Origin of the sequence: Pseudomonas sp. HD6422 (genome assembly GCF_025377065.1) — a bacterium.
In the GTDB taxonomy this organism is placed as follows: domain Bacteria; phylum Pseudomonadota; class Gammaproteobacteria; order Pseudomonadales; family Pseudomonadaceae; genus Aquipseudomonas; species Aquipseudomonas putida_U.
In genome coordinates this window covers 112842-130869 of record NZ_JAHWIW010000013.1, presented here as the reverse complement: position 1 = coordinate 130869, position 18028 = coordinate 112842, and the positions used below count along the sequence as shown (strand labels likewise).

Sequence of the window (18028 nt, the reverse complement as noted above, 5' to 3'; positions counted from 1 at the left end):
TCCACAGCAGGCAAAAAGCCCCTGGTACCGTCGGTGCCAGGGGCTTTTTCATGCTATCGAGAATGATCAGGCTCGATCGCGTTCCAGCAGCGGCTTCAGGTAGTGGCCGGTGTAGGACTGCTTCATCTTGCTCAGTTCTTCCGGCGTACCGCAGGCAATGATCTGTCCGCCCTTGGAGCCTCCTTCCGGCCCCAGGTCGACCAGCCAGTCGGCGGTCTTGATCACATCCAGATTGTGCTCGATCACCACCACGGTGTTGCCGTGGTCGCGGAGGCGATGCAACACATCCAGCAGTTGTTGTATATCGGCAAAATGCAGGCCGGTGGTCGGCTCGTCGAGGATGTACAGGGTCTTGCCGGTATCACGCTTGGACAACTCGCGCGACAGCTTGACCCGCTGCGCCTCGCCGCCCGACAGCGTGGTCGCCGACTGCCCCAGCTTGATGTAGGACAGGCCGACGTCCATCAGGGTCTGCAGTTTGCGCGCCAGCGCCGGCACCGCGTCGAAGAACTCCCGGGCATCCTCGATGGTCATTTCCAGGACCTCGTGGATGTTCTTGCCCTTGTACTTGATCTCCAGTGTTTCGCGGTTGTAGCGCTTGCTCTTGCACACATCGCACGGCACGTAGATGTCCGGCAGGAAGTGCATTTCCACCTTGATCAGGCCATCGCCCTGGCACGCTTCGCAGCGCCCGCCCTTGACGTTGAACGAGAAGCGACCCGGGCCGTAGCCCCGCGAACGGGATTCCGGCACGCCGGAGAACAGTTCGCGGATCGGCGTGAAGATGCCGGTGTAGGTCGCCGGATTGGAGCGCGGCGTTCGACCGATCGGGCTCTGGTCGATGTCGACCACTTTATCCAGGTGCTGCAAGCCGTCCATGCTGCTGTGCGGCGCGGCCTCCAGGCTGCTGGAGCCGTTGAGGGCTGTGGCTGCCAGGGGGAACAGAGTGTTGTTGATCAGGGTCGATTTACCCGACCCGGACACACCGGTCACGCAGGTGAGTAGGCCGATCGGGATTTCCAGGTCGACGTTCTGCAGGTTGTTGCCGCGCGCACCCTTGAGCTTGAGCTGCAGCTTCTTGTTGCGCGGGGTGCGCTTGGCCGGAACCACGATCTTCTTGCGCCCGGACAGGTATTTGCCGGTCAGCGAATCGGGGTGGTCCATGACCTCCTGGGGCGAGCCCTCGGCGACGATCTGGCCACCGTGCACGCCTGCCCCCGGGCCGATATCGACGACGTAGTCGGCCAGGCGAATGGCGTCCTCGTCGTGTTCCACCACGATCACCGTGTTACCCAGGTCGCGCAGGTGGTTGAGGGTGGCCAGCAAGCGGTCGTTGTCCCGTTGATGAAGGCCGATGGACGGTTCGTCGAGGATGTACATCACCCCGACCAGGCCAGCACCGATCTGGCTGGCCAGGCGGATACGCTGCGCCTCGCCACCGGACAATGTTTCGGCGCTGCGATCCAGGGTCAGGTAATCGAGGCCAACGTTGACCAGGAACTGTAGTCGCTCACAGATTTCCTTGAGGATCTTCGCGGCGATCTCACCGCGGCGACCGGTGAGGGTCAACGCGGCGAAGTACTCGCTGGCATCGCCGATGGGGAGGTTGGTCACGGCCGGCAGCGTCTTCTCGCCGACCCATACGTGACGGGCCTCGCGGCGCAGGCGAGTACCGCGGCAATCCGGACAAGGCTGGGTCCCGAGGAACTTGGCCAGCTCTTCGCGCACGGTAGCCGATTCGGTTTCGCGGTAGCGGCGTTCGAGGTTGGGTACGATGCCTTCGAAGGGGTGCGAGCGCTTGACGATGTCGCCCCGGTCGTTGAGATACTTGAAGTCGACACTCTGCTTGCCGCTGCCCTGCAGAATCACCTTCTGGTGCTCGGCCGACAGCTCACCGAATGGCTCTTCGAGGCTGAAGCCATAATGCGCGGCCAGCGAGCCGAGCATCTGGAAGTAATACACGTTGCGCCGGTCCCAGCCACGGATGGCGCCTTCGGCCAGGGTCAGCTCGGCATTGACCAGGCGCTTGGTATCGAAGAACTGCTTGACCCCCAGGCCGTCGCAGGTCGGGCAGGCGCCTGCCGGGTTGTTGAAGGAGAACAGCTTGGGTTCCAGCTCGCTGATGGCGTGCCCGCAGACCGGGCAGGCGAAGCGCGCTGAGAAGATCATCTCCTCACCGTCCTCACCATCCATCGGCGCCACCAGGGCGATACCGTCGGCCAGCTTCAGCGCGGTCTCGAACGATTCGGCCAGGCGTTGTTGAAGGTCGCCACGGGCCTTGAAGCGGTCCACTACCACATCAATGCTGTGCTTCTTTTGTTTGTCGAGCTTGGGCAGCTCGTCCAGTTCGTACAGCTTTCCGTTGACCCGTGCGCGCACGAAACCTTGGGCGCGCAGTTCATCGAACACCGCCAGGTGCTCGCCCTTGCGCTCGCGGACGACCGGCGCCAGGAGCATCAGCTTGGTGCCCTCGGGACGCTCCAGCACCAGGTCGACCATCTGGCTGATGGTCTGCGCCTCCAACGGGATGTCGTGGTCTGGGCAACGCGGCGTACCCACACGGGCATACAGCAGACGCAGGTAATCGTAGATCTCGGTGATGGTGCCGACGGTCGAGCGTGGGTTGTGGGAGGTCGATTTCTGTTCGATGGAAATCGCCGGTGACAAGCCTTCGATGGTGTCGACGTCCGGTTTTTCCATCATCGACAGGAACTGCCGGGCATAGGCCGACAGCGACTCGACGTAGCGGCGCTGGCCCTCGGCGTATAGGGTGTCGAAGGCCAGGGAAGACTTGCCGGACCCAGACAAGCCGGTGATCACGATCAGTTTGTCGCGCGGCAGTGTCAGGTCGATGTTCTTCAGGTTGTGGGTCCGTGCCCCACGAATCAGGATCTTGTCCACTACGGCCTCGCTTGGCGGGCATAAACAAGGAAGTATACGGCGCACTGCCAGCACGCGGCAAAGCGTCGCGTAGATGCCGTCAAGCTGTCGGACTGATAGAATCGCCGCCGGTTCACACGAGGTTAATCCATGCACGACACCCACACCGAGCGCATGAGTGGCAGCGAAACACGCGCCGCAGGGGGCCTGGCCCTGGTCTTTGCCTTCCGCATGCTGGGCATGTTCATGGTCCTGCCGGTGCTGGCCACCTACGGCATGGACCTGGCTGGCGCGACGCCCGCGCTGATCGGCCTGGCCATCGGTGCCTACGGTCTGACCCAGGCGGTGCTGCAGATTCCATTCGGGGTGATATCCGACCGTATCGGCCGTCGGCCGGTGATCTACCTCGGCTTGGTGGTCTTTGCCCTGGGCAGTGTACTGGCGGCCCAGGCCGACTCGATCTGGGGCGTGATCGCCGGGCGCATCCTGCAAGGTGCCGGGGCAATTTCCGCGGCGGTCATGGCGCTTCTATCGGACCTGACCCGCGAGCAACACCGCACCAAAGCCATGGCCATGATCGGCATGAGCATCGGTCTGTCGTTCGCTGTGGCAATGGTCGTCGGCCCGCTGCTGACCCGCGCCTTCGGCTTGTCAGGATTGTTCCTGACCACCGCAGGACTTGCCCTGGTAGGCGTCGCTCTGATTGCGTTCGTCGTGCCCAACACCCACACCACCCTGCAGCATCGCGAGTCAGGTGTGGCGCGTCAGGCCCTCGGCCCGACCCTGCGCCATCCGGACCTGCTGCGGCTGGATGCGAGCATTTTCATCCTGCATGCGATCCTCATGGCAAGCTTCGTCGCCTTGCCGCTGGCCTTCGTCGAACGGGGCGGGCTGCCGAAGGAACAGCATTGGTGGGTCTACCTGACCGCACTGTTCGTCTCATTTTTCGCAATGGTTCCCTTCATCATCTACGGGGAAAAAAAGCGCAAGATGAAGCGCGTGCTGGCCGGTGCGGTTGCCGTGCTGCTGCTGGTCGAGGTGTTCTTCTGGGAGTGGGCTGACAACTTGCGCGGACTGGTGATTGGCACCGTGGTATTCTTTACTGCCTTCAACCTGCTGGAGGCTTCGCTGCCTTCACTGGTGAGCAAGGTGTCGCCCGCTGGCGGCAAGGGAACGGCTATGGGGGTGTATTCCACGAGTCAGTTCCTCGGTGCCGCCCTGGGAGGAATTCTCGGTGGCTGGTTGTTCCAGCACGGTGGGCTGGACAGTGTGTTCCTCGGCTGCGCGGTGCTGTGTGCCGTGTGGCTGGTCGTTGCGTTGCGCATGAACGAGCCGCCGTATGTGACCAGCGTGCGCATGCCGCTGACGCCGGAGGCGGTTCGGGAAGCCGGGCTGACCGAGCGCCTGATGGCCGTGCCGGGTGTGACCGACGCTGTCGTGGTGGCAGAAGAGTCTGCCATCTACATCAAACTGGATACGAAAATTTTGGACCGCACGACCCTCGAGCGTTTGGTAAACCCAGCCTCATCGGCGTGCGAAGCCTAGGAGAACGTTATGGCCCGTGGGGTTAACAAAGTCATTCTGGTCGGTACCTGTGGCCAGGATCCCGAAGTCCGCTACCTGCCCAACGGTAACGCCGTGACCAATCTGAGCCTGGCCACCAGCGAGCAGTGGACTGACAAGCAGTCGGGCCAGAAGGTCGAGCGCACCGAGTGGCACCGTGTCTCGCTGTTCGGCAAGGTCGCCGAAATCGCCGGCGAATACCTGCGCAAAGGTTCGCAGGTGTACATCGAGGGCAAGCTGCAGACCCGCGAGTGGGAAAAGGACGGCATCAAGCGCTACACCACCGAAATCATCGTCGACATGGGCGGCACCATGCAGCTGCTCGGCGGTCGTCCGCAGAACCAGCAGCAGGGCGGTGATCCGTACAACCAAGGTGGTGGCAACAACTACAACCAGGGTGGGGGTCAGCAGCAATACAACCAGGCTCCGCCACGCCAGCAGGCCCAGCGCCCGCAGCAACAGCAGCGCCCGGCGCCACAGCAGCCTGCTCCGCAACCGGCGGCTGACTTTGACAGCTTCGATGACGATATTCCGTTCTGATTCGAACGGTAGGCGTCCAGCTGAACCAGAAACCCAGGGCCTTGGCCCTGGGTTTTTTTTATGGGTTGTTGGCGGTGGGGCGGGTAGGGGCTTGTCTTGAGATTTATGGTGTTCTCGAGATCGAGCGCCGCTACATCTCTCAAGCGAACCCCCCGAACACCCCACCCCTGACCCACGTCATCGCACCTTCTCGATTCTTGACTAGTCTTAACCTCTGGCAGCCATCAAAAAGCCGCCACCGTGACTACCAAGAGGCGCCGGCCATGATCCGTGCGTCCACCACCTGATCAGGAGTGCACGATGGATCTCAACCGTCGGCAGTTCTTCAAGGTCGCTGGTATCGGCCTTGGAGGCTCGAGCCTCGCAGCGTTGGGCATGGCCCCGACGCCGGCGTTCGCCGAGCAGGTGCGTCATTTCAAGCTGACGCACACCAAAGAAACTCGCAACACCTGCCCCTACTGCTCGGTCGGCTGCGGCTTGATCATGTACAGCCAGGGCGATGCGGGTAAAAACGTCAAGCAGAACATCATCCACATCGAAGGCGATGCCGATCACCCGGTCAACCGTGGGACCTTGTGCCCCAAAGGTGCCGGCCTGCTCGACTTCATCCACAGCCCCAGCCGCCTCAAGTACCCCGAGGTACGCAAGCCAGGCAGCAATGAGTGGGTGCGGGTCAGCTGGGACGAGGCGCTCGACCGCGTCGCGACCCTGATGAAGCAGGACCGTGACGCCAACTTCATCGAGAAGAACGCCCAGGGCCAGACCGTCAATCGCTGGCTCAGCACCGGTTTTCTCGCTGCGTCGGCTGCCTCCAGCGAGGCAGGCTACCTGACCCACAAGGTCGTCCGCGCAACAGGCATGCTGGGGTTCGATAACCAAGCACGTGTCTGACATGGCCCGACGGTGGCAAGTCTTGCCCCGACGTACGGCCGTGGCGCCATGACCAACCACTGGTCCGATATCGCCAACGCGAATCTGGTCCTGGTGATGGGTGGCAACGCAGCAGAAGCGCATCCGTGCGGCTTCAAATGGGTGACCGAAGCCAAGGCGCACAACAAGGCGCGGCTCATCGTGGTCGATCCAAGATTTACCCGTACTGCCTCGGTGGCCGATTACTACGCGCCTATCCGTACCGGCAGCGATATCGCCTTCATGGGCGGGTTGATCAATTACCTGCTGACTACCGACAAGATCCAGCACGAGTACGTGCGCAACTACACCGACGTGTCGTTCATCGTCAAGGAAGGTTACGGCTTCGAAGATGGCCTGTTCAGCGGCTATGACGCAGCCAAGCGCGTGTATTCAGACAAATCCAGCTGGGGCTACGAACTCGGCGAAGACGGCTTCGCCAAGGTCGACCCGACGCTGCAGCACCCGCGGTGCGTGTTCCAGTTGATGAAGCAGCACTACAGCCGCTACACACCGGAAGTCGCGAGCATGACCTGTGGCATGCCCCAGGAGGCCATGATGAAGGTCTGGGACGAGATCGCTACCTGCTCGGTTCCCGGCAAGACCATGACCATTCTCTACGCGCTGGGGTGGACGCAGCACTCGATCGGCGCGCAGATGATTCGCAGTGCAGCCATGCTCCAGCTGTTGCTGGGTAACGTCGGCATGCCTGGCGGTGGGGTCAACGCGCTGCGTGGCCACTCCAACATTCAGGGGCTGACCGACCTGGGGCTGTTGTCGAACCTGCTGCCGGGTTATCTGACTCTGCCGGGCGATGCCGAGCAGGACTACGCCGCCTATATCGACAAGCGTGCGTCCAAGCCGCTGCGCCCTGGACAGCTGTCTTATTGGCAGAACTATAGCAAGTTCCATGTCAGCCTGATGAAGGCCTGGTATGGCGCCAATGCCACCGCCGACAACAACTGGGGTTACGACTGGCTGCCCAAACTTGACGTGCCAGGCTACGACGTCCTGCGCATGTTCGAGATGATGGGGCAGGGCAAGGTCAATGGCTACATGTGCCAGGGCTTCAACCCGATCGCCGCGTTGCCGGACAAGAACCGCGTCACCGCGGCCCTGGGCAAACTGAAGTGGCTCGTGGTAATGGACCCGCTGGCCACCGAGACCTCGGAGTTCTGGCGTAACGCCGGGCCGTTCAACGACGTCGACACCTCCAGCATCCAGACCGAAGTCATCCGTCTGCCCACCACCTGTTTCGCCGAGGAGGACGGATCGCTGGTCAACAGCAGCCGTTGGCTGCAATGGCACTGGAAAGGCGCCGATGGTCCGGGCGAAACCCGCACCGACGTGCAGATCATGAGCGAGCTGTTCCTGCGCCTGCGTCATCGCTATCAGGCTGAAGGCGGTACGTATCCAGACCCATTGCTGAACATCAACTGGCCTTACAAGATCGCCGAAGACCCCTCGCCAGAGGAGTTGGCCAAGGAAATGAACGGCTGGGCGGTGACCGATATCACCGATCCGACCGGCACCCTGCTCAAGGCCGGCCAGCAGCTTTCGGGCTTCGGTCAGCTCAAGGACGATGGCAGCACCGCCTCTGGCTGCTGGATTTTCTCTGGCTGCTGGACCGAGCAGGGCAATCAGATGGCCCGACGCGACAACAGCGATCCCTATGGCATGCACCAGGTGCAGAACTGGGCTTGGGCCTGGCCTGCGAACCGGCGGATTCTCTACAACCGTGCCTCCAGCGATGTGCAGGGCAAGCCGTGGGACCCGGAGAAGAAGCGCTTGGTGTGGTGGAACGGCAAGGCCTGGACCGGAACCGACGTCCCGGACTTCAAGGCCGACTCGCCGCCGGAGGCCGGGATGAACCCGTTCATCATGAACCCCGAGGGGGTGGCGCGTTTCTTCGCCATCGACAAGATGGCCGAAGGACCATTCCCCGAGCACTATGAGCCGTTCGAGACGCCGATTGGCATCAACCCGCTGCATCCGCAGAACAAGAAGGCCACCAGCAACCCGGCTGGCCGGGTGTTCGATTCGGTATGGGACTCCCTCGGCACGCACGATGAGTTCCCCTACGCGGCCACCACCTACCGGCTGACCGAGCACTTCCACTTCTGGAGCAAGCACTGCCGCTTGAATGCGATCATCCAGCCCGAGCAGTTCGTCGAGATCGGCGAGGTGCTGGCCAACGAAAAGGGCATCAAGGCCGGCGACCGAGTGCGGGTGTCGAGCAAGCGCGGGCATATCGACGCAGTGGCGGTGGTGACCAAGCGGATCCGTCCGCTGCAGGTCAACAACCAGACCGTGCACCAGATCGGCATCCCGTTGCACTGGGGCTTCACCGGTTCGACCCGACATGGCTATCTGACCAACACCTTGGTGCCGTTCATCGGTGATGGCAACACGCAGACGCCGGAGTCCAAGTCGTTCCTCGTCAAAGTGGAGAAACTCTGATGGCCAGCCAAGACATCATTGCCCGCTCGGCCACCACCACCGTACCGCCATCGGTACGCCAGCTGGAGGAAGTCGCCAAGCTGATCGACACCACCAAGTGCATCGGTTGCAAGGCGTGCCAGGTGGCGTGTTCGGAGTGGAACGAACTGCGTGACGAGGTGGGCCACAACCACGGTACCTACGATAACCCCCAGGACCTCACCGCCGAGACCTGGACCCTGATGCGCTTCACCGAGCACGAGCGCGACGATGGCAACCTGGAGTGGCTGATCCGCAAGGACGGCTGCATGCACTGCGCAGAGCCCGGTTGCCTGAAGGCGTGCCCGAGCCCAGGGGCGATCATCAAGCACGCCAACGGTATCGTCGACTTCAACCAGGACCACTGCATCGGTTGCGGCTACTGCATCACCGGCTGTCCGTTCAACATCCCGCGGATCTCGCAGAAGGACCACAAGGCGTACAAGTGCACCCTGTGCTCCGACCGGGTGGCCGTGGGCCTGGAGCCGGCCTGTGTGAAGACCTGCCCGACCGGGGCGATCGTCTTCGGCAGCAAAGCGGAAATGAAGGTGCATGCCGACGAGCGTATCGTCGACCTGAAGTCACGCGGCTACGACAAAGCCGGACTGTATGACCCGGACGGTGTCGGCGGTACCCACGTGATGTATGTACTGCACCACGCCGACACACCGAAACTGTACGCCGGCCTGCCGGACCAGCCGGTGATCAGTCCGCTGGTAGGACTGTGGAAGGGCTTCACCAAACCGCTGGCGCTGTTGGCCATGGGCGCGGCGGTGCTGGCAGGTTTCTTCCATTACGTGCGTGTGGGCCCGCAGCGAGTCGAGGAAGAAGAGCATCCGACACCGTCGGGCGATGGCGTTCATCAGGTGGACCCGTCGGTGCATGTCTACGATCCGAACCGGCCCGGCGGGCAAGGGGAGCAGCGGCCATGAACGACGATAACAAACCCATCCTGCGCTACAACGCCAACGAACGGACCAACCACTGGATCGTGGCCATTCTCTTCGTCACGGCGGCTTTGTCCGGTTTGGCGCTGTTCCACCCGGCGCTGTTCTGGCTCAGTCACCTGTTCGGTGGTGGGCCGTGGACGCGGATTCTGCATCCGTTCCTGGGCGTGGCGATGTTCGTGTTCTTCCTCGGCTTGGTGATCCGTTTCTGGCGCGCCAACTTCATCACGGCCAACGACCGCCTGTGGTTACGGCGTGTCGATAGAGTGATGCTCAACCAGGAGGAAGGTGTGCCGCCGATCGGTAAATACAATGCCGGGCAGAAGCTGCTGTTCTGGACCCTGTTGGCGTGCATGCTGATCCTGCTGATCAGCGGCGTGCTGATCTGGCGGGCGTATTTCAGCCACTACTTCGACATCGGTGCCATTCGTCTGGCTACCTTGCTCCACGCCCTGGCGGCCTTCGTGCTGATCCTCAGCATCATCGTGCATATCTACGCCGGGATCTGGATCAAAGGATCGATCGGGGCCATGCTGCATGGCTGGGTCAGCCGCGCCTGGGCGCGCAAACACCATGAGTTGTGGTATCGCGAAGTGACCGGCGACAAGGCCTCTTCGGATCACCGAAGCAAAGAAGGATGAGCGCTTGAGCACGATACTCGAACCTGGGCAGATCGAAGCGTCGGCAGTGATGCCGGCGTTTCTTCACCTGCCGCCCCGCAATCTGTTCGAACGGCGCGCTGAGCGCCTGGAGCAGTTGGCCGAGGGCAACGCCCTGGGCGATTACCTGCGATTGGTGGCGCGACTTTGTCGTCGCCAACAGCAGCTTGTGGATAACCCTCCCAGCGAATTGCCGCTGGCCGAAGAGCGCCAGCGCCTGTGCATAAGTCACGGGTTGCCGCCGTTGGCAGCCGACAGCCTGGTGCGCGAAGGGCCCTGGCTGATCTGGTTGCAGGCGCTGCTGACCGGCTTCGACGAGACCGGCGACGGCCCACTGGGTGATGCCGTGAAAACGTTACGCGCCAGTGCCGAAAGCCAGCGCAAGGGCTGGGGCGTCGCTTTGCTTGCGGGCCAATACGATGCAGTCCCCGCCGCGCTGGTGCCATTCATCGGCGCGGCGCTGCAGGCGGCCTGGTCAAGCTGGTTGCTGGCGCTGCCGGAAGCCGAACTCAAGCCCTCCGGTAGCCTGGCCCAGTGTCCGGCCTGTGGCTCCCAGGCCATGGCCGGTATGGTGCGTAACCGGGGCAAGCACAATGGGCTGCGCTACCTGGCCTGCTCGCTGTGCAGTTGCGAATGGCACGTGGTGCGGGTCAAGTGTGTGTACTGCGAGTCGAGCAAGGGCCTTCGTTACACCAGCCTGGAGGACGATCGTCATGCGCCGGGCAAGGCGCCGCTGCGGGCTGAATGCTGTCCGGAGTGTCAGAGCTACCTCAAGCACCATTACCTGGAGAACGATGCCTACGCCGAAGCGCTGGCCGACGACCTGGCCAGTCTTGCTCTGGATATACGCCTGGACGAGGAGGGCTTCCATCGGCTGGCGCCGAACCTGATGCTCGCACCTGGCTAGGTGGGAGTGTCTACACTGCAATACCGAGTCGCCCTTTTCGCGGGCAAGCCCGCTCCCACAGGGACATCACAGGTCTTGACACCTGCGCCGGTCCTTGTGGGAGCGGGCTTGCCCGCGAAAGGGCCATCACAGACAACGGATCAGTCCAAGGTAGTACCGCATGTCATCCAGCCCAGCCAGCGACACCCCCCGCCTGCCCTCGATCGACACCCTCCTGCGCCACCCGGCCGGCCTCCCGCTGATCGACCGCCACGGCCGCGATGCCGTGCTCAACACCCTGCGGCAACTGCTCGACGACCTGCGCGACCCGGCCCGCCACGGCCAACTCAGCCCGGCCGAGCTGGCCGCTGAAGTCCTCCTGGGCCGCGCCGGCGAACGCCTGGTCGTCCAGCAGCGCAGCCAGGTGCGCCGGGTGTTCAATCTCACCGGCACGGTGTTGCACACCAACCTTGGGCGTGCGTTGTTGCCGGAAGAAGCGGTCGAAGCCATGCAGACCGCCGCCCGCTACCCGCTCAACCTGGAATTCGACCTGGCCACCGGCAAGCGCGGCGACCGCGACGACCTGATCGAAGGCCTGATCCGCGAATTGACCGGCGCCGAAGCCGTCACCGTGGTCAACAACAACGCCGCCGCCGTGCTGCTGGCGCTGAACAGCCTCGGCGCGCGCAAGGAAGGCATCATTTCCCGTGGCGAACTGATCGAAATCGGCGGCGCCTTTCGCATTCCTGACATCATGGCCCGCGCCGGAGTACGCCTCCACGAGATCGGCACCACCAACCGCACCCATGCCCGCGACTACGAAGCCGCCATCGGTCCGCGCACCGGCCTGCTGATGCGCGTGCATTGCAGCAACTACAGCATCCAGGGTTTCACCACCCAGGTGCCGACCACCGAGTTGGCGCGTATCGCCCGGCAGCACCAACTGCCACTGCTCGAAGACCTCGGCAGCGGCAGCCTGCTCGACCTGACCCGCTGGGGCCTGCCAGCCGAGCCCACGGTGCGCCAGGCCCTGGACGATGGTGCCGACATCGTCACCTTCAGTGGCGACAAGCTGCTCGGCGGTCCTCAGGCCGGCATCATCGTCGGGCGCAAGGAGCTGATCGCCAAGATCAAGAAGAATCCGCTCAAGCGCGCCTTGCGCGTCGATAAGATCACCCTGGCCGCGCTCGAAGCCGTGCTGGCGCTGTACCGCAATCCGGACCGCCTGGCCGAGCGCCTACCCAGCTTGCGCCTGCTGACTCGGACTCAGGCCGAGATCCAGGCTCAGGCCGAGCGCCTGGCGCCTGAACTGGCGGCGCAACTGGGCGATCCATGGATCGTCAGCGTAGCGCCCGCCCTGGGCATGATCGGCAGTGGCAGCCAGCCGGTGGCGCGGCTACCCAGCGCAGCGCTGTGCCTGCGCCCACAGGTGCCGAAGAAGCTGCGCGGACGTAGCCTGCACGTGCTGGAGCGGGCCCTGCGGGCCTTGCCCGTGCCAGTGCTGGGGCGTATCGACGACGATGCCCTGTGGCTCGACCTGCGCCAACTGGACGACGAAGCCCAGTGGCTGGCGCAGCTGTCCTCCCTGCAGTTGGGGCCGGTGCAGTGATCGTCGGAACCGCCGGCCACATCGACCATGGCAAGACCGCCTTGCTTCAGGCGCTCACCGGCCAGGCCGGTGACCAGCGCCAGGAAGAGCGCGCACGCGGCATGACCATCGACCTCGGTTACCGCTATGCGGCCCTGGCCGAAGGTGCGCCGCTGACCGGTTTCATCGACGTGCCGGGTCACGAGCGGTTCATCCACAACATGCTCGCCGGTGCCCATGGCATCGACCTCGTGCTGCTGGTGGTGGCCGCCGATGATGGGGTGATGCCACAAACCCGTGAGCACCTGGCGATCATCGAGCTGCTGGGCATTCCCCAGGCACTGGTGGCGGTGAGCAAATGCGATCGGGTCGAACCGGCTCGTTTGGCTCAGGTACAGGCGCAGGTTACCGAGCTGCTGGCGCCGGGTCCGTATGCCGGTGCGCGGCAATTCCCGCTGTCCAGCGTGACCGGGGAGGGGGTCGATGCGCTGCGTCAGGCATTGTTGGATGCCGAACGGCAGGTGTGCAAGCGCAGCGCCCGCGGTGGCTTGCGCCTGGCTGTCGACCGAGCCTTCGCCGTCACTGGCGCGGGCGTGGTGGTCACTGGCACGGCGTTGGCCGGGCGCGTCAGTGCCGGCGATACCCTGCTGCTGGGCAAGACCGGCAAGCCGGTGCGCGTACGTGGTCTGCATGCACAGAACCAGGCGGCATTGGTGGCCGAGGCAGGGCAGCGGGTGGCGCTGAACATCAGCGCCGACCGCCTGGCGGTCGAGCAGGTGCACCGTGGCGATTGGCTGGTGCCGGAATGGTTGCATGCGCCCAGCAACCGGGTGGACATCGAGTTGAACCTGCTGCAGACCGAGAGCCGAACCTTCGAACACTTCAGCGCGGTGCATGTGCACCTCGGCACCCAGGATGTCACGGCGCGGGTCGCCCTGCTCGAGGGCGAGGCGCTCGCCCCAGGCCAGCGCATGTTCGCCCAACTGCTACTCAATGCCCCGCTGCAGGCTGTGCACGGCGACCGTTTGGTGCTGCGCGACCAGCGTGCCCAGCGCACCATCGGGGGCGGGCGTGTGCTCGATCCATTCGCACCGAGCCGACAACGCCGCAGTGAAATGCGCCTGCGCCAGTTGCACGTGCTACGCGATGCCGATGACCTGGAGCAGGCATTGCCGGCCTTGTTGACCAGCGCTCCTGGCGGGCTCGACCCGCAACGCCTGGAGCGCCAGTTCAATCGCCTACGTGAAACCTGGACGCTGCCGACAGAGGTCAGGGTCATTGCGACGCGGCAGGGGCCCCTGTTGTTCGCCGACGCCCAGTGGCAAACGCTCAGGCAGCAGGTCCTGGCTCAGCTGGCGCTGTTTCATGAGCAGGAGCCGGACCAGCTTGGTCCTGACCGCGATCGCCTGCGCAGGTTCTGCGCCTTGCCGTTGGAACGCCCCGCCTTTGTCAGTCTGGTCGATGAACTGCTTGATGATGGCGTCATCTCCAGCAGTGGACCGTGGCTGCATTTGCTGGACCACAAGGTGCAATTGAGCGAAGCCGACAACGCATTGTGGGAGCGCCTGCAACCGCGCTTGCTGGAAGGGCAGTTCGACCCGCCCTGGGTGCGCACGCTGGCTGGCGAGGAAAACCGTGACGAAGCCGATGTGCGCTTGTTGCTACGTAAGCTGGCCCGACTTGGGTTGGTGCACCAGGTGGTGCGCGATCTGTTCTACCCGCAGGCCACATTGCAACGCATGGCCGAGCTGTTGCTGGCCCAGGCCGATGAAACGCCGATAGTGCAGGTCGCCGCGTTTCGCGATATGTTGGGCATCGGTCGAAAGCGCAGTGTGCAGATTCTCGAGTATTTCGACCGCATCGGTCTGACCCGGAGGGTCGCCGACCAGCGTCATATCCGCGCCGACAGCGCCCTGGCGCAACAGCAGGCCAGGCACTGAGTTCAAGGAAGGCAATCGCGCCCGGTGGCGCGGCCGGGCTTCAAACCCGGTTGGGGACGGCAGCCGTTCCCGGGCAGGTTCGACTCCCGCTGCCTTCCGCCATTTTCAGCCTGTCAGGGCCTCTTCGCGGCTAAGCCCGCTCTCCGCACAGATCCAGGGCAAACCACTGCTCTGCCGCTTCGACATCCAGCCCCGCCCCGAGCAAGGCGAACATCTTGCCCAGTGCCGCCTCCCGGGTCATGCCGCCGCCACTGACCAGCCCGGCAGCTCGCAAGCGGTTACCCGCCGCATAGGTATCGAACACCACAGAACCTTCGGGACACTGGCTGATGGCTACCAGCATCACTCCACGTGCACGCGCCTCGCGCAGCACGCCCAGCAATGCCTGGTCATCCGAAGGCCCGGTGCCGCTGCCATAGCACTCCAGCAGCAAGCCCTGAACGCCGCTGTCGAGCAGACCGCGCAGGTGACCGGCCTGCAGCCCCGGGAACACCGGCATTACCGCCAGATTGACTGGCTGACGCTGTTGGCGGTAGTCGAGTTCGCCAGGCACGGCCCCTGCACGTTCGCCTTCGCGATGGCGCGGTAGTGCGGCGAAGGCGTCGAAAGCCTCGCTGCGCAGCTTCGAGGCGCGGCTACCGTGCAGCAACTGGCCATGGAAGTACAGCTGCACGCCCGCATCCAGGCCCTGTTCGAACTGGCGCAAAGCCCCGCACAGGTTGCTCCAGGCGTCACTGCCCGGCGCCCCGGCCGGCAGCATCGAGCCGGTCAGCAGCACCGGTACCGGCAAGCCCAGCAGCAGGAACGACAGCGCCGCGGCGCTGTAGGCCAGGCTGTCGGTGCCATGTAGCACCAGCACGCCGTCGTGGCCGTGGGCTTCGACCGCTGTGACGATCGCGTCACGCATGGCCAGCCAGTTGTGCTGTTGCATGTTGGCGCTGTCGAGCAGCGGATTCATTTCCTGCAAGGTCCATGGCACCTGCGGGGCTTCAGGCAGCAAGGCAAGGTGGGCGCGCATGCGCGCATCGAAACCACCGGCCGGCGCCAGGCCTTCGGCCGTTTCGAGCATGCCGATGGTGCCCCCGGTATAGAGGACGAGAAGATTCTTGACTACACGCATGGAAAGCATCCGTAGCGGTGAGCGGAGGTGAAGCAGCCGCCCACGAACGGGGCGGCTGGGCAGGAGAGGATATCAGCGCTGCAGCTGGGCTTGGGCCGGGGCTTTGTCAGCGGCTGTTTCGGCCTGAGGATTGGCCGGCCAGACGTTGGTGTCCAGGTCCAGATCGGCGAACTTGGCCGAATCGAACACTGGCTGGGCGATACCCGCCTTGCGCTGGTCGTCGTAGTCGCGCATCACTCGCAGGCCGACCTTGAACAGCAAGGCCAGGGCCACCAGGTTGACGAATGCCAGGCAGGTCATGGTGATGTCGGCGAAGGCGAACACGGTCGACAGGTCCTGCATCGAACCCCACACCACCAGCGCCAGCACCAGGCCGCGGAAGGCCAGCAGCACCGCGCGGTTGCGGCTGAGGAACTGCAGGCTGTTCTCGCCCAGGTAGTAGTTGTAGAGGATGCAGGTGAACACGAACAGCGACAGCGCGACGCTGACGAACAGGCGACCCCAGTCACCCACCACGGCGGCCAGCGAGTTCTGGGTCAGGACGATGCCATCACCTTCGAAGCCTGGGGTGTAGAAGCCCGACAGCAGAATCAGCAGCGCGGTGCAGGTACAGATCAGGAAGGTATCGAGGAACACACTGAAAGCCTGGACCACACCCTGGGCACCGGGGTGCTTCACGGCAGCCACGGCGGCTACGTTCGGCGCACTGCCAAGGCCCGCTTCGTTGGCGAACACGCCACGTTTCACGCCCATGACGATGGCGCTGCCGAGCAGACCACCAAACGCTGGGTCAAGGCCGAACGCGCTCTTGAAGATGGTTTCCAGCATGGCGGGTACGTGTTCGATCTGGGTGCCGATCACATACAGGGTCACGCCGATGTAGGCCAGGGTCTTGATCGGCACCAGCAGGTCAGAGACCGCAGCGATACGCTTGATGCCACCGATGAAGGTGATGGCCAGCAACACGGCCAGAACGATACCGGTGTGGGTAGGTTCGAAGGCAAAGGCGTTCTGCAGCGAATGGGTCACGGTGTAGGACTGCAGGCCAATGAAGGCGAAGCCGTAGGTTACCAACAGCAGGATCGAGAACACCACGGCCATGCTCTTGCGCTTGAGGCCATGCTGGATGTAGTACGCCGGGCCACCGCGATACAGGCCGTCGCCATCGGCGCGCTTGTAGACCTGGGCCAGGGTGCATTCGAAGAAGCTGCTGGACATGCCCACCAGGGCGGTGACCCACATCCAGAACACCGCGCCTGGGCCGCCCAGGGTCACGGCGATACCGACACCAGCGATGTTACCGGCACCCACGCGGCCAGCCAGGCTCAGCATCAGCGCCTGGAACGAGCTTAGTTGGCCTGCCTGACCCCGCAGGGATTCCTTGAATACAGCGAACATGTGGGTGAAATGGCGGAACTGGACGAACCGCGAGCGGATGGTGAAGTAACCGCCGAGACCGACGATCAGCACGATGAGCAGTTTCCCCGAAAGGAAATCGTTGAGTGCTTCGAGCATTGGAAAATGACCTCGATTCTTATTGTTCGCATGGAATGACCAGCGGGCGTCAGGCGCACCGCTATTCGTTGGGCGCATGGTTGGCCATGACAAGAGCGGTTACAATTTCGCGGGTTGCTCTTACTTGATGCGACTTGATGCTAGAATGGCGTCATTAGCGTCAGGTGAGTCCTGCCATGAGCGAACATTTCGCAACCAATCTCAAATTGGCCTGTAGCCATTACCGCTCTATCTCAGAGGTCTGCCGCCAGCTTTCGATCAATCGCGCCCAGTTCAACAAGTACCTGGGCGGGCAGAGCCGTCCGACGGCCTACAACCTCAAGCGCATCGGCGACTTCTTCGGCGTCGAGGACTACGAACTGAACTTGCCGCCCGAACAGTTCGCCCGGCTGATCGGCGCGCGAGTATCGCCGTTGGCCGAGACCCCGCGTGATCCGCTGAGCGAGCTGTTCCAACCTCTGCAGACGCAGGCCGGCAACCTCTCGCGCTATTGTGGTTACTACTTCGAATACTCCAACTGCATGTCGGTACCCGGCTCGATCCTGCTGTCGCTGGTGCACCTGCGTGAAGAACGCGGGCATTTCGTATTTGAGCGCCAAGAGCGCCAGGAGCGCTCCACCGCCACCGACCCTCACGCCGAGGTGCGCTGCCGTTACTTGGGCGTGGCCTATCAACTGCAGGACCGACTGTTCCTCATCGACTATGAGTCGCTGACACTCAACGAGATGAGCCAGACCATCCTGATTCCCAGCTTCAAGAGTCGCATCACCCGCCTCAATGGGCTCAAGACCGGCGTGTCCAGCGGTGACCGCCGCAATCCGGCCTGCACCCGGGTGGTGTGGGAATACCTAGGCGAGGAAATCAACCGCATCAACGCCTACCGCCAAGTCAAGCTGTACCGTCCGGAGGACCCTCGCATCGACGACGATGTGCGCCAGCGCCTCACCGTGGGGCCGCTGAGCAACGGCTTGTTCGAGATCGAGTGAGGTGGCCAAAACCACCC

General features: G+C 63.5%; 12 protein-coding genes and 1 tRNA gene. 10 read left to right on the top strand and 3 right to left on the bottom strand.

The window, feature by feature from the left end; translation table 11 throughout:
* Nucleotides 1-66 precede the first annotated feature (66 nt).
* Nucleotides 67-2901, bottom strand: coding sequence for an excinuclease ABC subunit UvrA (gene uvrA / locus KY379_RS11980; protein WP_165976085.1), 2835 nt, complete (start codon nt 2899-2901; stop codon nt 67-69).
* 129 nt (nt 2902-3030) lie between these two features.
* On the opposite strand from uvrA, the gene KY379_RS11975 reads away from it, so the two are divergent.
* The 9 genes from KY379_RS11975 to KY379_RS11935 all read left to right on the top strand — a co-directional run bounded on the left by KY379_RS11975 (nt 3031) and on the right by KY379_RS11935 (nt 14492).
* On the top strand, nt 3031-4425 hold the full coding sequence (locus KY379_RS11975) for an MFS transporter (protein WP_133330049.1): 1395 nt from the start codon (nt 3031-3033) through the stop codon (nt 4423-4425).
* Between the two features lie 9 nt (nt 4426-4434).
* Nucleotides 4435-4983, top strand: coding sequence for a single-stranded DNA-binding protein (locus tag KY379_RS11970; RefSeq protein WP_133330051.1), 549 nt, complete (start codon nt 4435-4437; stop codon nt 4981-4983).
* Nucleotides 4984-5283: 300 nt separating this feature from the next.
* Nucleotides 5284-8352, top strand: a complete 3069-nt coding sequence (gene fdnG, locus KY379_RS11965; protein WP_261240138.1) for a formate dehydrogenase-N subunit alpha — start codon at nt 5284-5286, stop codon at nt 8350-8352.
* The gene (fdxH, locus tag KY379_RS11960) at nt 8352-9302 is read left to right on the top strand and encodes a formate dehydrogenase subunit beta (protein WP_133330058.1); all 951 of its coding nucleotides are present in this window, start codon (nt 8352-8354) and stop codon (nt 9300-9302) included. Before fdnG ends, fdxH begins: the two co-directional genes overlap by 1 nt.
* Complete coding sequence (locus KY379_RS11955; protein WP_133330060.1) at nt 9299-9958, top strand: formate dehydrogenase subunit gamma; 660 nt, start codon at nt 9299-9301, stop codon at nt 9956-9958. The genes fdxH and KY379_RS11955 overlap by 4 nt, the downstream gene beginning before the upstream one ends.
* A gap of 4 nt (nt 9959-9962) precedes the next feature.
* Complete coding sequence (gene fdhE, locus KY379_RS11950; RefSeq protein WP_196173225.1) at nt 9963-10883, top strand: formate dehydrogenase accessory protein FdhE; 921 nt, start codon at nt 9963-9965, stop codon at nt 10881-10883.
* A gap of 160 nt (nt 10884-11043) precedes the next feature.
* The gene (gene selA / locus KY379_RS11945; protein WP_261240135.1) at nt 11044-12471 is read left to right on the top strand and encodes an L-seryl-tRNA(Sec) selenium transferase; all 1428 of its coding nucleotides are present in this window, start codon (nt 11044-11046) and stop codon (nt 12469-12471) included.
* Complete coding sequence (selB, locus tag KY379_RS11940) at nt 12468-14390, top strand: selenocysteine-specific translation elongation factor (RefSeq protein ID WP_261240134.1); 1923 nt, start codon at nt 12468-12470, stop codon at nt 14388-14390. Before selA ends, selB begins: the two co-directional genes overlap by 4 nt.
* A 6-nt stretch (nt 14391-14396) precedes the next feature.
* A tRNA-Sec gene (locus KY379_RS11935) sits at nt 14397-14492 on the top strand.
* A 28-nt stretch (nt 14493-14520) separates the two neighbouring features.
* Here the strand turns inward: KY379_RS11935 and KY379_RS11930 are convergent.
* Both KY379_RS11930 and KY379_RS11925 read right to left on the bottom strand, forming a co-directional pair.
* Nucleotides 14521-15510, bottom strand: coding sequence for an asparaginase (locus KY379_RS11930; RefSeq protein WP_261240132.1), 990 nt, complete (start codon nt 15508-15510; stop codon nt 14521-14523).
* A gap of 72 nt (nt 15511-15582) precedes the next feature.
* The gene (locus tag KY379_RS11925; RefSeq protein WP_261240130.1) at nt 15583-17025 is read right to left on the bottom strand and encodes an alanine/glycine:cation symporter family protein; all 1443 of its coding nucleotides are present in this window, start codon (nt 17023-17025) and stop codon (nt 15583-15585) included.
* Nucleotides 17026-17201: 176 nt separating this feature from the next.
* Between KY379_RS11925 and KY379_RS11920 the strand changes: the two genes are divergently transcribed.
* Nucleotides 17202-18011 carry a helix-turn-helix domain-containing protein gene (locus KY379_RS11920; protein ID WP_133330073.1) on the top strand — a complete coding sequence of 270 codons (810 nt, stop codon included), beginning with the start codon at nt 17202-17204 and terminating at the stop codon, nt 18009-18011.
* Nucleotides 18012-18028: the final 17 nt, after the last annotated feature.

What these genes read in the sequence shown, in the direction of transcription:
- KY379_RS11975 (WP_133330049.1), top strand. Translation starts at nt 3,031, where the DNA reads ATGCACGACACCCACACCGAGCGCATGAGTGGCAGCGAAACACGCGCC.
- KY379_RS11970 (WP_133330051.1), top strand. Translation starts at nt 4,435, where the DNA reads ATGGCCCGTGGGGTTAACAAAGTCATTCTGGTCGGTACCTGTGGCCAG.
- fdxH (WP_133330058.1), top strand. Translation starts at nt 8,352, where the DNA reads ATGGCCAGCCAAGACATCATTGCCCGCTCGGCCACCACCACCGTACCG.
- KY379_RS11955 (WP_133330060.1), top strand. Translation starts at nt 9,299, where the DNA reads ATGAACGACGATAACAAACCCATCCTGCGCTACAACGCCAACGAACGG.
- selA (WP_261240135.1), top strand. Translation starts at nt 11,044, where the DNA reads ATGTCATCCAGCCCAGCCAGCGACACCCCCCGCCTGCCCTCGATCGAC.
- KY379_RS11930 (WP_261240132.1), bottom strand. Translation starts at nt 15,510, where the DNA reads ATGCGTGTAGTCAAGAATCTTCTCGTCCTCTATACCGGGGGCACCATC.
- KY379_RS11925 (WP_261240130.1), bottom strand. Translation starts at nt 17,025, where the DNA reads ATGCTCGAAGCACTCAACGATTTCCTTTCGGGGAAACTGCTCATCGTG.
- KY379_RS11920 (WP_133330073.1), top strand. Translation starts at nt 17,202, where the DNA reads ATGAGCGAACATTTCGCAACCAATCTCAAATTGGCCTGTAGCCATTAC.